This is a genomic window from Veillonella ratti, from assembly GCF_003992115.1.
Lineage (GTDB): Bacteria > Bacillota > Negativicutes > Veillonellales > Veillonellaceae > Veillonella_A > Veillonella_A ratti.
The window spans coordinates 32,925-47,904 of sequence record NZ_RQUX01000013.1 but is presented as its reverse complement, the minus strand read 5'-3'; the positions used below and the strand labels follow the sequence as shown (position 1 = coordinate 47,904).

Annotated in this window: 15 protein-coding genes; all 15 read left to right on the top strand. The window is 40.1% G+C overall.

Annotated features, from left to right (window positions below; genetic code table 11):
- Positions 1 to 307: 307 nt before the first annotated feature.
- The 15 genes from EO124_RS06855 to EO124_RS06785 all read left to right on the top strand — a co-directional run bounded on the left by EO124_RS06855 (position 308) and on the right by EO124_RS06785 (position 14,939).
- Positions 308 to 2,590, top strand: a complete 2,283-nt coding sequence (locus EO124_RS06855; RefSeq protein WP_127058897.1) for a bifunctional dihydroorotate dehydrogenase B NAD binding subunit/NADPH-dependent glutamate synthase — start codon at positions 308 to 310, stop codon at positions 2,588 to 2,590.
- 354 nt (positions 2,591 to 2,944) lie between these two features.
- Positions 2,945 to 4,993: a urocanate hydratase gene (gene hutU / locus EO124_RS06850; protein WP_021842533.1), complete on the top strand. Its 2,049-nt coding sequence runs from the start codon at positions 2,945 to 2,947 to the stop codon at positions 4,991 to 4,993.
- 99 nt (positions 4,994 to 5,092) lie between these two features.
- A complete protein-coding gene (hutI, locus tag EO124_RS06845) occupies positions 5,093 to 6,337 on the top strand; it encodes an imidazolonepropionase (protein ID WP_127058896.1) in 1,245 nt (414 codons plus the stop codon).
- Between the two features lie 269 nt (positions 6,338 to 6,606).
- Positions 6,607 to 7,632, top strand: a complete 1,026-nt coding sequence (locus tag EO124_RS06840; RefSeq protein ID WP_127058895.1) for a GspE/PulE family protein — start codon at positions 6,607 to 6,609, stop codon at positions 7,630 to 7,632.
- A gap of 20 nt (positions 7,633 to 7,652) precedes the next feature.
- Entirely contained in the window at positions 7,653 to 8,762 is a 1,110-nt protein-coding gene (locus tag EO124_RS06835) for a type IV pilus twitching motility protein PilT (RefSeq protein WP_127058894.1), read from the top strand.
- The gene (locus EO124_RS06830) at positions 8,749 to 9,933 is read left to right on the top strand and encodes a type II secretion system F family protein (protein WP_127058893.1); all 1,185 of its coding nucleotides are present in this window, start codon (positions 8,749 to 8,751) and stop codon (positions 9,931 to 9,933) included. Before EO124_RS06835 ends, EO124_RS06830 begins: the two co-directional genes overlap by 14 nt.
- Before the next feature lie 26 nt (positions 9,934 to 9,959).
- A complete protein-coding gene (locus tag EO124_RS06825; protein ID WP_127058892.1) occupies positions 9,960 to 10,388 on the top strand; it encodes a competence type IV pilus major pilin ComGC in 429 nt (142 codons plus the stop codon).
- A 137-nt stretch (positions 10,389 to 10,525) separates the two neighbouring features.
- The gene (locus tag EO124_RS06820; protein ID WP_127058891.1) at positions 10,526 to 11,143 is read left to right on the top strand and encodes a prepilin peptidase; all 618 of its coding nucleotides are present in this window, start codon (positions 10,526 to 10,528) and stop codon (positions 11,141 to 11,143) included.
- Positions 11,128 to 11,649 carry a hypothetical protein gene (locus EO124_RS06815; RefSeq protein WP_164726577.1) on the top strand — a complete coding sequence of 174 codons (522 nt, stop codon included), beginning with the start codon at positions 11,128 to 11,130 and terminating at the stop codon, positions 11,647 to 11,649. Before EO124_RS06820 ends, EO124_RS06815 begins: the two co-directional genes overlap by 16 nt.
- Positions 11,633 to 12,013: a hypothetical protein gene (locus tag EO124_RS06810; protein ID WP_127058889.1), complete on the top strand. Its 381-nt coding sequence runs from the start codon at positions 11,633 to 11,635 to the stop codon at positions 12,011 to 12,013. Before EO124_RS06815 ends, EO124_RS06810 begins: the two co-directional genes overlap by 17 nt.
- On the top strand, positions 11,940 to 12,539 hold the full coding sequence (locus EO124_RS06805) for a hypothetical protein (protein WP_164726576.1): 600 nt from the start codon (positions 11,940 to 11,942) through the stop codon (positions 12,537 to 12,539). Before EO124_RS06810 ends, EO124_RS06805 begins: the two co-directional genes overlap by 74 nt.
- A 103-nt stretch (positions 12,540 to 12,642) precedes the next feature.
- Complete coding sequence (locus EO124_RS06800; RefSeq protein ID WP_127058887.1) at positions 12,643 to 13,020, top strand: hypothetical protein; 378 nt, start codon at positions 12,643 to 12,645, stop codon at positions 13,018 to 13,020.
- A 29-nt stretch (positions 13,021 to 13,049) separates the two neighbouring features.
- The gene (locus EO124_RS06795; protein WP_127058886.1) at positions 13,050 to 13,922 is read left to right on the top strand and encodes a hypothetical protein; all 873 of its coding nucleotides are present in this window, start codon (positions 13,050 to 13,052) and stop codon (positions 13,920 to 13,922) included.
- A gap of 209 nt (positions 13,923 to 14,131) precedes the next feature.
- The gene (locus tag EO124_RS06790) at positions 14,132 to 14,524 is read left to right on the top strand and encodes a hypothetical protein (RefSeq protein WP_164726575.1); all 393 of its coding nucleotides are present in this window, start codon (positions 14,132 to 14,134) and stop codon (positions 14,522 to 14,524) included.
- 4 nt (positions 14,525 to 14,528) lie between these two features.
- The gene (locus EO124_RS06785; protein ID WP_127058884.1) at positions 14,529 to 14,939 is read left to right on the top strand and encodes a hypothetical protein; all 411 of its coding nucleotides are present in this window, start codon (positions 14,529 to 14,531) and stop codon (positions 14,937 to 14,939) included.
- The last annotated feature ends 41 nt before the right edge of the window (positions 14,940 to 14,980 follow it).

Here is a 14,980-nt window from a genome sequence, read left to right as displayed (position 1 = left end):
TTTGTGCCATTTCAAAGTGATGATAAACTTTAAAAGTAAATGAACAGAGCGGTTTTTTATTAAATCGCTCTGTTTTTTTAGGTATTTTTAACAACTTCCGGACTAAATATGCAAAAATGTAATTTTAAATATTACTCTTTAGAGTGTAAAATAAGTATTATGATAAGCACAATAATCATGTAAGATTGGTAGAATCTATAGTGTTAGGTAACAGGATCGGTGTAGGGAGTTGAGGCTCGACTACGAGGTCGCAGCCGCATATTAAAACCGGTCACAGGTATTTAGGTCCATAAAGGAGTGAGTTCTCTTGTTTAAAATCGTAAGAAAAATCATTTTACATGCTAATATGTACCAGTATGATATCTTAGCCCCACGTTTAGCGGAGTCGGCATTACCGGGGCAGTTTGTAATCGTAAAACACGGCGAATACGGTGAACGTGTACCGCTCACTATTACCGATTATGATCGCGAAGAAGGTACTGTGAGCATTGTTTTCCAAACATTGGGTGACTCCACACAAAAACTTGCCAAATTGGAAGAAGGCGACTTTTTGACAGACTTCGTAGGACCATTAGGGAATCCGACCGATTTGGCGGAAATGTCCGACGAAGAATTGAAAGAGAAAAAGATTTTATTCTTGTGCGGCGGTGTCGGTACGGCGCCGGTATACCCGCAAGTTAAATATTTAAAATCTCGCGGCTGCTCCGCCGATGTTATCATTGGGGCCCGTAACAAAGATTTAATTATTTATGAAGAACAAATGCGCTCCGTAGCGGGGAATTTGTATCTGGCCACCGATGATGGTTCCACAGGCTTCCATGGTAATGTAGTGGCTTGTATGAAAGATTTAATCGAAAAAGGTAAAGAATATAACCATATCGTTGCCATCGGTCCGATGATTATGATGAAATTTGTTACCATTGCGGCTAAAGAATTGAACATCCCAATCGTAGTATCCTTGAACTCCATCATGGTTGACGGTACCGGCATGTGCGGTGCTTGCCGTGTTACTATCGGTAATGAAGTGAAATTTACTTGCGTTGACGGTCCTGAATTTGACGGTTACTTGGTAGATTTTGACAATGCTATGCAGCGTCAGACCATGTACAAGACGGAAGAAGGGCGTAAATTAATTCGTGAAATGGATAAAGCTATGCCAAATCCTGACTGTACGTGCCGTTCGGAAGAAAGTGCGGAAACGACGGAACTTACAGATAAGGCTAAACGCATTCCGGTACGCGAACAGGATCCTAAGGAACGGGCGACGAACTTTGAAGAGGTTTGCTACGGTTACAGTCAGACAGAAGCCATGCTGGAAGCACAGCGTTGCTTGAATTGTAAAGTACCGCGCTGTGTTGAAGCCTGTCCGGTTCACATTAATATTCCGGGCTTTATCCAAGCGTTAAAAGCCGGCGATATTGAAGAAGCGGGTCGTATTATTGCGCAGCAAAGTGCCTTACCGGCTATTTGCGGTCGTGTTTGTCCGCAGGAAGAACAATGTGAAGGCGCTTGTGTAATGGGTATTCGTAATGAAGCGGTGGCCATCGGCAAATTGGAACGCTTTGTAGCTGATACAAACCTTGCCAACGGTGTTGTTTTTGGTGAAAAAGAAGCACCTAAAGGCATTAAAGTAGCTGTTATCGGTTCCGGACCGGCCGGTCTAAGCTGCGCCGGTGATTTGGCCAAAAAAGGCTATGACGTAACGGTATTTGAATCTTTACATAAATTAGGCGGCGTTTTGGCATACGGTATTCCTGAATTCCGCCTGCCTAAAGATCGCATTGTAAATAAAGAAGTGGAAAACATTAAGAATTTAGGCGTTAAGTTTGAAACCGACGTTATTATCGGTCGTACCGTAACCATCGATCATTTGATGGATAAAGAAGATTTCAAAGCCGTATTTATCGGTTCCGGCGCCGGTCTGCCTAAATTTATGCACATTCCGGGCGAATCGTCGAACGGCGTATTATCGGCGAACGAATTTTTGACCCGTGCGAACCTTATGAAATCTTATGATGACAGCTACGACACACCAATTGCCATCGGCAAAGTGTGCGTAACAGTCGGGGCCGGCAACGTAGCCATGGACGCCGCTCGTACAGCCCTTCGTTTAGGATCGGAATCTAAGATTGTGTATCGCCGCAGTGAAGATGAAATCCCAGCTCGTGCCGAAGAAGTTCATCACGCTAAGGAAGAAGGGGTTGAGTTCAATTTATTGACCAATCCGGTTGAAATTCTTCATGATGATAAAGGCTGGGTAACCGGTGTTAAATGTGTCAAAATGGAATTGGGCGAACCGGATGCATCCGGCCGTCGTCGTCCTAAGGAAATTGAAGGCTCTGAATTCGTTATTCCTTGTGATACCGTCATTATGTCCCTTGGAACGAATCCGAACCCGTTGATTCGCTCTACCACTAAAGGGCTTGATACGGAGTCGTGGGGTGGTATTATTGCCGATGAAAAAGGTGCTACCACCAGAGAAGGCGTTTTTGCCGGCGGTGATGCCGTAACCGGGGCAGCCACCGTTATCTTGGCTATGGGGGCCGGTAAACAGGCAGCCAGTGCTATTGATGAGTATTTATCTAAATAAGTAAAAAACATATATAAAGTTGTATAAAAAGCAGTTTCTAAATTCTTGCGCTTACCTATAAGTTTTGTTTATTTTGTGTCGGCCGGGATTTAGGAACTGCTTTATTATTTTCAAGTTGATTCATAGTTATTTTGTCAAATTTTTGGTGATTTACGGATAATTAGCTAAAAAAGCCTAAAATTAATCAAAGTCATAAATCAAGTTGGGTTGGATTTTCTTGGACGTTTTTCAGATTAGAATTATTTAAAATACAAGTAAGAAGGTAGTAAATATACGCATTAGTGTAATTGTAAGTACCAATTGATGTATGACAAAATAATTTGTCGGTCGTAATTTTGCAAAAGGGGTGGACCTATGAATAACGCAACTGTTCAATCTGCAATGACAATCAAACTTGACTTCTCCAAGGGCTTACCGGCGAAGAAAACCTTCCAGGAAGGCATTCGTCGGGCACCTGATCGCGGTTTTCGTTTGACACCGGAACAAACCGAAGTAGCTCTTAAAAATGCGTTACGTTACATTCCGGAAGAATATCATGATGAATTGATTCCTGAATTTTTAGAAGAATTAACGACACGCGGTCGTATTTACGGTTACCGCTTCCGCCCTGAAGGTAATTTATACGGCAAACCAATTGATGAATATAAAGGCAAATGTGTGGAAGGGAAAGCGTTCCAAGTTATGATTGATAACAACTTGGACTTCGCCGTAGCCCTCTATCCGTATGAACTTGTTACCTATGGTGAAACCGGTAGCGTATGTCATGACTGGATGCAATATTTGCTCATTAAACGTTATTTGGAAGAATTGACACAGGATCAGACGCTTGTAGTGGCATCCGGTCATCCGGTAGGTTTATTCCGCTCCAAACCGGAAGCGCCGCGCGTAATCATTACGAACGGTATGATGGTAGGCTTATTCGATAACTTAAAAGACTGGGAAATCGCCGAAGAAATGGGCGTTGCCAACTATGGTCAAATGACGGCCGGCGGCTGGATGTACATCGGACCGCAAGGTATCGTACATGGCACATTTAATACGATTTTGAACGCCGGTCGTATGAAACTCGGTATTCCGGTAGACGGCGACTTAAGCGGTAAATTATTCGTTACGTCCGGCCTCGGCGGCATGAGTGGTGCTCAAGGTAAGGCAGCTGAAATTGCCAACTGCGTAGCTATCATTGCGGAAGTAGACTATTCCCGTATTAAAACTCGTTTGGATCAAGGCTGGATTTCCGGCGTGTCCGATTCCATTCCTGAAGTGATTAAAATGGCGCAGGATTCCATGGCAGCCAAAGAAGGTAAAGCCTATGCGTACCATGGCAACATCGTTGATTTACTTGAATACATCGCTGAACATGACGTTCACGTTGATTTGATTTCCGACCAGACTTCCTGTCATAATGTATATGACGGCGGTTATTGTCCAAAAGGCATCACTTTCGAAGAACGTACCCAAATGTTGGCTGAAGATCCGGCTAAATTCCATGGCCTCGTAAATGAAACATTGAAAGCTCATTTTGCAGCGCTAAAAAAATTAACAGCTAAAGGCATTTACTTCTTTGATTACGGCAACTCCTTCATGAAAGCCGTATATGATGCGGGCGTTAAAGAAATTTCGAAAAACGGCGTTGATGAAAAAGACGGTTTCATTTGGCCAAGCTATGTAGAAGACATCATGGGTCCTCATCTCTTCGATTACGGCTACGGTCCGTTCCGTTGGGTATGCCTCAGCGGTAAACCGGAAGACTTACATAAGACGGACCAAGCCGCTATGGAATGCATCGAAGTGGATCGTCGTTATCAGGACCGCGACAACTATAACTGGATTCGCGATGCTGAAAAGAACCAGATGGTAGTCGGCACGCAAGCTCGTATTCTGTATCAGGACGAAGTTGGCCGTGTACGCATTGCGCTTCGCTTCAATGAACTTGTTCGTTTAGGTGAAATCGGACCGGTTATGCTCGGTCGTGACCATCATGACGTATCCGGTACAGACTCGCCATTCCGTGAAACATCTAACATTAAAGACGGCTCCAATGTTATGGCCGACATGGCTATTCAGACTTATGCAGGTAACGCAGCGCGCGGTATGAGCTTAATCGCACTTCATAACGGCGGCGGTACCGGTATCGGTAAAGCCATTAACGGCGGTTTCGGCCTCGTGCTTGACGGCAGTCATCGCGTTGATGAAATCATCCGCTCCGCTTTATCTTGGGACGTTATCGGCGGTGTAGCTCGTCGTTCCTGGGCTCGCAACGAACATGCTATGGAAACAGCTGTTGAATTTAACAAAACTCGTGCCGGCGTAGGCCACATTACGATTCCGTTCGTAGCGGACGATGCGAAAGTAAAAGCCGCTGTTGCTAAAGTATATCCGACAGCTAAAGTGATTAAAGACTAATAGAAGTCTATCAGCAGGCGATTGGCAGTCGAATAGAAGTTCCATAGAGCTTATTAACAAACAAATGAAAGACTATATGAAGAACGAAAGGAGCTGAATATGGGAGACCAATTATTAATAAAAAATGCTGCCCAGGTCGTAACACCGCTAGGTCATACGGCGATTAAAGGGGCAGCCATGAAAGATGTTAAAGTCTATGAAAATGCCTCTGTTCTCATCGAAGACGGTCACATTGTGGCCGTCGGCGATGGGGCGGAATGGGCGAAAACCGTACCGGCTGACAAACAGATTGATGCCACCGGTAAAACGGTGCTGCCCGGTTTCGTAGATTCGCATACTCACTTTGTGTTCGGCGGTTACCGTGCCGATGAGTTCTTGTGGCGCATGGAAGGCATGACGTACATGGAAATCATGGAACGGGGCGGCGGTATCAACAACACCATGAAGGCCACTCGCAATGCCTCAGCGGAAGAGTTGATTGAACACAGCATGGATATTTTAGAGAAAATGCTCGCTTTCGGTATTACCACGGTGGAAGGTAAAAGTGGTTACGGTATGGACCACGATACGGAGCTCAAACAGCTGGAAGTCATGAAAGAATTGGAACAGCGCCAGCCCGTAGAAATCGTGCGCACCTTCATGGGGGCGCACTCCATTCCCCCGGAATACAAAGGCCGTAACGAAGAATTCTTAGAATTCCTCGTTAAAAAAGTTATGCCGGACGTTAAAAAAGCGGACCTCGCTCAGTTCTGTGATATCTTCTGTGAAAAAGGCGTTTTCTCCATCGAAGAAAGCCGCAAATACTTGCAGCAAGCCAAAGACATGGGCTTTGACTTAAAAATCCATGCCGATGAAATCGTAACCTTGGGCGGTGCCGAATTGGGTGCTGAACTGGGGTGCACCTCGGCGGATCACTTATTACATGCATCTGATGAAGGTATTAAAGCGCTGGCAAACAGCGATACGGTAGCGACCTTGTTACCGACCACCGCATTTTGTCTCAAAGAACCGTTTGCACCGGCTCGCAAAATGATTGATGCCGGTTGTGCCGTAGCACTCGCTACCGACTTCAACCCGGGCAGCGGGTTCACCAACTCTGTACCTCTTATGATTGCTCTCGGTGTTATCTATATGGGAATGACGGCGGAAGAAGCCATTACGGCGCTTACGCTAAATGGGGCAGCTGCCGTAGGGCGTGCGGATACAATCGGCTCCCTTGAAGCCGGCAAACAGGCCGACCTGGTAATTCTCCAATATCCGTCCTACAAATTCTTGCCATATCATACGGGCGTGAACATTGTAGAAACGGTTATTAAAAAAGGCAAAGTCGTTCACCAGGCATAAGAACAACTTTACCTTAACAAATCCTCTAATATAAACTTCAAATAAAACTTCAAACTTCTTTATACCTCGTTTAAAACACTCTTTAGTCGTTTTTGATAGCTAATATGTCAGGTTGGCTACGATAAAAACGGCTGAAGGGTGTTTTTTTGTGATTTTTTCTGTGTTGACTCATACTGTCAGTGCCAATGCGCACCATTGGTGGAATTAAGCAGGAATAAAAAAATAAATAAAGAAATTCTCTTTTGTAGCCGGGTATAAAGGGGGCGATTATGTTTCAGGTTGAATTAGAATTGGACAAATTGATTAGTCAAGCGGTAAGGGAAAATGCCAGTGATATCCATTTTGATGCCACAAAGGAAGGTTTATTAATACGCTTTAGAATTGATGGAGTACTGGATATACATGAAAAGATAGATCAGGATTCAGCAGATAAGTTAATAAACAGAATTAAAATTTTAAGTGGTATGGACATTAGTGAAAAACGGTTACCGCAAGATGGGCGTTGGTGTTGGCAGGGCAAAGATAAAAAAGATGTTATGCTTCGTGTTTCGTCATTGCCTTCTGTTTATGGGGAGACAATAGTATGTCGTATTGTAGGTAGCGAAAACTGTTATAAAAGTTTAGAGCAATTAGGGATGACGGAAGAAGTACGACAAATCGTAATTAATTTATTGCAAAGGCCGTATGGTTTGCTTTTAATTTCAGGACCGACCGGTTCCGGTAAAACCAGTACATTATATGCTTTACTTAGGTTATTAAATACGGTTACGGATAATGTAATTTCGCTGGAAAATCCTGTAGAAGCAGATATTCCGGGTGCGATACAGGTGCAAATAAATCCAAAAGCAGGATTAACTTTTCCTAAAGCATTACGTGCTGTTTTGCGACAAGATCCTGATACGATTATGGTTGGTGAAATTCGTGATAGAGAAACTGCAGAATTAGCAGTTCAAGCAGCATTAACAGGTCACCGAGTGTTGGCGACAATACATACTAATACAGCATTAGGTGTACGAGAACGGTTATTGGATATGGGAATTGAAGATTATTTGGTTAGAGCAACTTTATTAGGTGCTATAGCACAGCGTTTGGTACGAAGAAAAACGAGTTGTGGCTTTTGTGGCCGATTGGCACTGTATGAATTATTAGCTTTACCGGATAATTCGGTAGATTGGACACATTGTGAACAATATGTAAGACCTACTTTATTGGAATCAGGAACGCTTGCTGTAAGAAAGGGGCTAACTACAGTTGATGAAGTAAGGCGTAACGGCATTGAAATTCGGGGAGTTTAATATATTGAAGGTGAGTTACTATGAGTTTAAGTGAATTGTTGCAGCGAGCCATTGCTGAAGGGGCAACAGACGTTCATCTTGAACTGCATCAGGAGCCTTATTTTCGCTTAGGTAATGATATTGTTAAGTGTAATGGGATTAAGGTATCAGATGCTTTGTTTACAGAAATTTTAAAAGCAAGTGAATGCGGCAAATTAAATAATGAAAATAGGGATAATGGTCATTTGAATGTAGTTACGACTTTGGAACATAAAGTAAGCGAGTCATTAGAACAAGTGGCTGATGCACGTAAATTATATGCGGCATTTTCGAAAGACAGCGCTTTTTCATTTAAAAAGATTAGAGTAAGGGTTCATTTATATCAAGCTAAACAACAACGTTGTGGTACATTGCGTATTTTATATAATCAGTCACTGATGATGCCGAATGGGGAAGCAGGTAAGTTATTGCATCGAATTGTTCATTTACAAGAGGGCTTAGTCCTTGTTACGGGGCCTACCGGTTCAGGCAAAAGTTATACTTTGGCTACCTGTCTACAATGCATTAATGATGAATGTCATAAGCATATTATTACCTTGGAAGACCCTATTGAATTTACATTTGAAAATAACCAAAGTTTGATTCATCAGCGTCAACTGGGACAAGATATGGAATCAATGGCTGCGGGCGTTCGCGATGCGTTACGTGAAGATCCGGATGTAATTATGATTGGCGAATTGCGTGACCGTGAAACCTTGGAAGCTGCATTACATGCGGCTGAAACGGGACATTTAGTATTTGCTACTTTACACACACAAAGGGCAGTAATGGCTATTAATCGGATGATTTCGGTTTTCCCGGCTTCCCAACAGGAAGAAGTGAGAGCTCAACTATCTCAAGTATTAAGAGCTGTATTATGCCAGCGGTTATTAAGATTTGATAAACAATTTGTGGTAGTTAGAGATATTTTATTAAATACACCGGCTGTAGCAAATTTGATTCGTCAACGTAAAGAACCACAAATTGTATCAATTCAAGAAACACAACCGCCAATGCAGACAATGGAAATGGCAGTAGCAGCTCTTAAAGCTGAATGGGGAGAACGTAGTGAATTTAAGGAGGTTTTGGAACAGGCTTATGAAACAGTATAACTATAGGGCCTTTGACGCAAAGGGGGTGATACAAGAAGATACCATATGGGCTGAATCAAGTGAAGAAATAGTTCAAAAACTGCAATATAAAGGATGGCATATTATTGAAGTTGCATTAATAAAATCTTCTGAAGTAAATAGTGTTAAGTGGCGGTATAAAGATATTATAGAGTTTTCATATCGTATGTCTTTATTACTAGAAGCAGGTATTTCTATACGCCGTGTTATGCAATTTTTGAGCGCTAAGCCGATAAAGCATATTCCTTATGTGGTAATTAATGAAGCTATACAGCGAGGTAATCCACTTTCAAAGGTATTATCAGAGGTAGGGTTCCCTAATATCGGTTGCGCTTTACTGCAAGCCGGTGAGGCTGCGGGTACTTTAGCGCACAGTTTTTCTCAAATTAAAGAATACTATGAGAAACAATGGGCGTGGCAACGACAATTAAGTGGAGCAGCGGCGTATCCGGCATTTTTATTGTTACTCATGATGATATTCATAGGCGTGACGGTAGTGTTTATATTACCGGCTTTTAAAAAAGTATTCATGTCTATGCAAGTACCTTTGCCATTTATTACAAAAATATTATTTAGTTTCGGAGATTTTGTCACAACTCATGTAACTTTATGCATAGGTTTATTAGGCTTATTCATATTTGGGAGTTGGTGTATCTGGCAACAAGCTGATATTCGTTTAGTCGTGTTGAGATATATATGGCAACGCGGTAGTGGGCATGAATGGTTTGATTGCTTTTTTTTAGCCAGAATTACAAAGGTATGGGCTATTTTATTGGACAGTGGCTTAACAATTACAGATATGCTGATATTAACAAAGTCATTATGGGGTAATCCCTATGCTACTTTATTGCAAACACAAGTAAATAATTTATTAGCTAAAGGAACTACATTTGGAGACGCTTTAAAAAAGGCCAAATTGGGAAATGAATTTCTTTGGGAGTTAATTACTATAGGTGAAGAGACTGGGGATATGGTAGCCATGCTGAATCATGGTGCTTCCTATTATGATCGATTGACTTCCCGTTATATGGCAAAATTACAACAATTAATGGAGCCGATTATGGTATCTCTTATGGGGATAGGGGTAGCTATCTTAGTCATTGCTGTTATGTTGCCTATGTTTAATGCAGTGACGGCAATGCAGCATGTTTAGTAATCAGAGTGTTAGGAGGATTTTTTATGGATAATGTAACAAATATTTCACTTAGAGAACGCGTTAAACAGTGGTTAGCATCGTATCATAAGGCCTTACGTGATAAACGTAAAAAAGAAGGTGGTTTCACCTTAGTTGAGTTAATGGTGGTAGTAGCAATTATTGCTATTTTAGCTGCGGTGGCAATGCCACAATTTTTATCGGCCGGGGACAAAGCTCGTGAGGCTAAAATCAAAGCGGACACACAGACAATTGCAAATGCGGCTCAACTTTATATGGTTGATAGAGGGACTGATGAAGTTCCTTCAGTTGAAGATTTATATAAAGCAGGCTATTTATCTGAAGCTGTTAAAACACCAAAGGGTGGAGATTATGCGGTAACATCTGAAACCAATGCAGGTGGTACAGGTACTCATATTGTTGTAACAGCTACTGATAATACGAATGCAAATTAGGCGAGAATCAGAATTTAATTATGGGGATAGTTTAGAACGTCTAAAATAAGTAAATTGGTTAAATTGATTGATTAAACTCTATGAGTTTAATGGTATGTAAGCTCTGATGTATAAAAAAGGAACGTAGTGGTTAGTATATGTGGTTACAATACATTGTAGGTGGTATAAGTGGTGCATTGGCCGGATTAACCGGTTTCTATCTCTTAAAAGAAATTGTTATAGAACGAGAACGGCGTTCTATAATTTTGATGTTAATTTACATTCTTATAGGAATGCTCGGCGGATTAATTTGCAGCCATTTGACAGTAAATATAAAAGAAAGTCTTTTAATGATTATCTTCGGTTTCACTCTTTTTATGGGCGCTACCATCGATAAGTATTACCTGATTCTGCCTGATGAGGGTGCTGTTTTTTTGCTCATAGTTGGAATAAGTCGGATATGGTTATTGGGGATTTCTTTTTTTCAAACTGTTGAAATGGCAGGCATTGTATTAGTGGGAGGATATCTATTTAGTAAATTAACAAACGACGGTTTGGGTCTTGGGGATGTGAAATGGTGTAGTGTATTTACATTATGGTTATCACCATTGGCTTTGTGGCAAGCTATTTTATTGGCGCTTATCGGTGGAACCGGTTGGGTACTTTTGTACTATCTGTATTCAGGTAAGGTATTACGTATACTGCCATTTGGTCCTTTTTTATGTAGTGCAGCCGCTATTATGTATATTTGGGAAAATTTATGGTCAATATTATGAAACACTATATAAATAATTTGAGCATATATTATGGAAAAAATCATTGTAAGGGTGGATTTTTATTAATAGAAGTTTTGATTTATAGTACATTATTAATTTTATTATTGGGGATGGCACAGCTTGCTATATCAAAAACCATGAACGAAAACTGGCAATTTGATCGAGTGAGTAGACTATTTTATTACACAATTAAACGAACTCAATTACTTTCTTTTAATGGTGGTTCCGGAACACAGGGAAGACCACTTAATACAATATACGTAAGTGATTCGTCATATGAGGTGAATTTATATGCTACCTTATGGGGAGAACAAGAAATTTTTGTGCCTAATACTATGAAGTTGGTAAATAATTCGAGAACAAAACAATCGGCATATTTAGGTAAATATGATGGGCAGAGTGATTTATATAGTTTTGAAATCTATGATTATGTATTGCGAAAATATCGAAAATATATTTTTTCGCAACAAACACCGAGGATTCGTTGGATTGAAGGAACATTCTAAAGGATATTTATATGCTGAAACTTTAGGCGGTACAATGATTGTTGCCTTATTTATCCTGACTGTTACGGCGATGATGGGGACATTAATTATTCAATGGCGAAGCGCTAAAAGAGCACAAGTAATAGTGCCCATTGCTATTACAGCGATGGAACAGAGTAAATATAATTATCAACAATTTGGCGAACCGGGAGAACTTCCTAAGGTAAAAGCGCCATATAGATTAGTTAGAGCAATAAATTCTAAGCATGTGCATAATATGGAAGTTAAGGAGTTAGAGGTAACAGGATATTATGGAGATCAAGAAATACTTCATTTCTCAACGTATATTTGGCAGGGAATATCGGCTACTAATAAAGAGAGGTAATTCCGGATTTTTATTGGGTGAATTGTTAATTAGTACTACTGTTATTTGTATTGCCATGGGGGCCTTATTAAGCTTAATGTTAGTCTCTTTGCAATGGGCACAACGCTGGCAAATAGAAAATGAGGTTTTATTAGAAAGCATGACGATACGATTAACAATAGTTAACTTTACTAAACGTGCAGATAAGACTGTTACGGTTGGCCGTACAGGCCAATATATTCTATATGATGGTGTACGTTGGTTTGGTATTGAGGGCACAGAAGCCAAGCGTGTTTTAAGTGATGGTCAAAAACAAGCATTATCCTCACCTACTATTAGTCCTTCTTGGGGGAGGCTCATAGTGACACCTCTTATAGAGGGAAAATCGTTTGAACAATTTTCTCCAAAAAGTCCTATCCACATGAATTGGCAAGTCGAAGTAAAGGGAACACCTAATACAATGAATGCTAATCAATATAAGATAGGGACGGATATTACGGTACTTCCTAATTTAGACTATTTTCAATATTCGCCAACAAGGAGCTGATATATTGAAGAGTCCTTTTAAGTTTAAAAACAAGCCCTGTTACTATGGGCGAAGAAAGAGCAAATGCGCTAAGACTAATAATATAGGTGGTTTTTTCACATATATGGCACTTATTATAGGGACAATATTACTTTTATTTTGGTCGGCATTGAGTGATGAAATGAATATTATCGTGGGGATTACTCATGATGAAGTAGCATTAACGGCTATGAATTATAAAGCAGAGGGCATCATTGGTTGTTTGTTACGAGAATACAGCGAAAAAGGTGATTTAATGCCTACAGTTCAGGAAACAATATATGAAAATGATGGTAATTATACAGCGTCATATATATTAAACAGGCAGGCAAGTAGTAGTGAATTTAAGGTTCGATATCGTAATCGTGTTACGGGGCAAATCGTACAATATTTAGTAGTTTTTAGGGAAGACCCAGGGCCGTGGCCAAAAAATCTTAATGTAGAGTTAGTAAGATTTTTTTAACAGGCTGTTAATGAAGGGATGGTTAGCAAATGAAATCAGAATTTATAGGGGTTGCGATGGGAGAGACGCAAACAATTGCTATTAGTATGGCGAAGACTAAGAAGGGGATAATAATTCAAGATGCAATTGTTGAAAAACGCCAAGATTCATTAATGAATGATTGTAAGCACTTGGTAAGCAAATATTCCCTAGAAGATAAACCTATAGGTATAACGGCTCTTGGTGAATGTCAGGATAAAGTTATGATTATCCCACCACTATCACGTCTGGAGATTAATCAGATGCTACATTGGACAGTTCCTGAATTTGTTACATGGCCGGAAGATAGCTATTATTTTGATTTTGTAGCTATAAATTTACCAAATCAAGTTAGGTCTTCCGGGAATGATAAATTAGTATACGTAGTAGCATTAAAAAAAGAGCACATTAATGAATTGGCAACCGGTGTCTTAAAGGGTGGTGGAAACCTCAAAATTATAGATTATGCACCGGGACCGATAGCACATAGGTTTGTTGAAAAAGAAGGCGCTGTAATCGGGATTATACATGATGATATATTGGAATTAACAGCTTGGTATAAATTTGTATGTATTTGCAATCATAAAATTTCGCTTGAGTCGGTTGATATAATGAAAGAATTGGAAGATTTAGAGGTAGATTTATTCAGTTATGGTATAAGTGGAATTTCAGGATTTTATTTATACGGTGATATATATGGCAATCTATCGGACGATGATTGTGCAGCTGCTTATGAAAAGTATGGTAAGCTTACGGCTATTCCTTTTGAAGAAACAAAAGAAGTAGCGAAAACGGAAAAGATAATATTGGAAAAATCAGATCCTTTTTTGCGGGATATGGCGATAGGTCTGGCATATCGAGGTATACAAAAAATGAGAAATTAACAACCACGCATTGAATGATATATGAATCATTAATAGCTAAAAATATAGTTGGCAGGTGAAATGATGTGAATTTTTTGACTTGGCCGTTTCGGTGTGAACGGTACTGTAGGCATCATAAATCAGTAATCATACTGATTGGAATCTTAGCCTTGTTCTTAGTAATATTTCTATGGGGATTTGGTTTTTACTTATACTATGAAAGTCAGAAATTGCATGAAGATATATACGAAATGCAAGCGGTAGGCAGCGCTAACCACGAGGCAGTTCAAAAGTATGAAAAGGTTATTCAGCAACGACTGACAAGAGATTTAAAACATAGTACCGGTCAAAGTATATTATTGCACACTGTCGATTGTGCAAATTCACAGATAGTTCTGGATACAGTTAATTTTACTGATGATGGTTTTAACGTAACTGGTATATGTACAAAACCGGAGGTCGTATTGACGTATAGTCAACGGCTCAAGGGGAGTTTGAAAGGAGTTATTGTTAATGCAAAACAAGGAATTGATGCTACTCGTAAAATCCATACATTTCAATTATCTGGAAAGTTTGAAAAGGCTAAACCTCAACCCAAAAAGGATACACCAAATAGTCGGTAGCTACATGGTACTTACACTTTTAGGAGTTGGTATAGTTCTTTGGTTCCATCAGGAGAGAAATGACTTATTAGCGATACAGGAACAACAGACTTTACAAAATGAAGCAGAACAAGTTGTTGTGAGCAGTGAGGCTTACGAGATGATTATGGCGACCGATAAGAAAGAAATAACTGAAGAAGCCTTAAAGGATAAACTAATGAAATATTTGTCCGGTAAAGCGTTAACAATTACAGCGATGGAAGAAGCGGAGAATAAGAAGGGTAAGAGCTTATCTGTAGAAGTAACAGGAAATTTACGAGATTATTTCACATTGGTTGAAGAATTGAATGGAGATAGTCCTGAACTACAAATAGAGCCTAAACAACTGAATAAACAAAACAATCAACTTCACATTCAATTTGATATTATTTCTTAACCCAAGAGCCGTGACTTTTGTCATGGCTTTTTTTAATACGC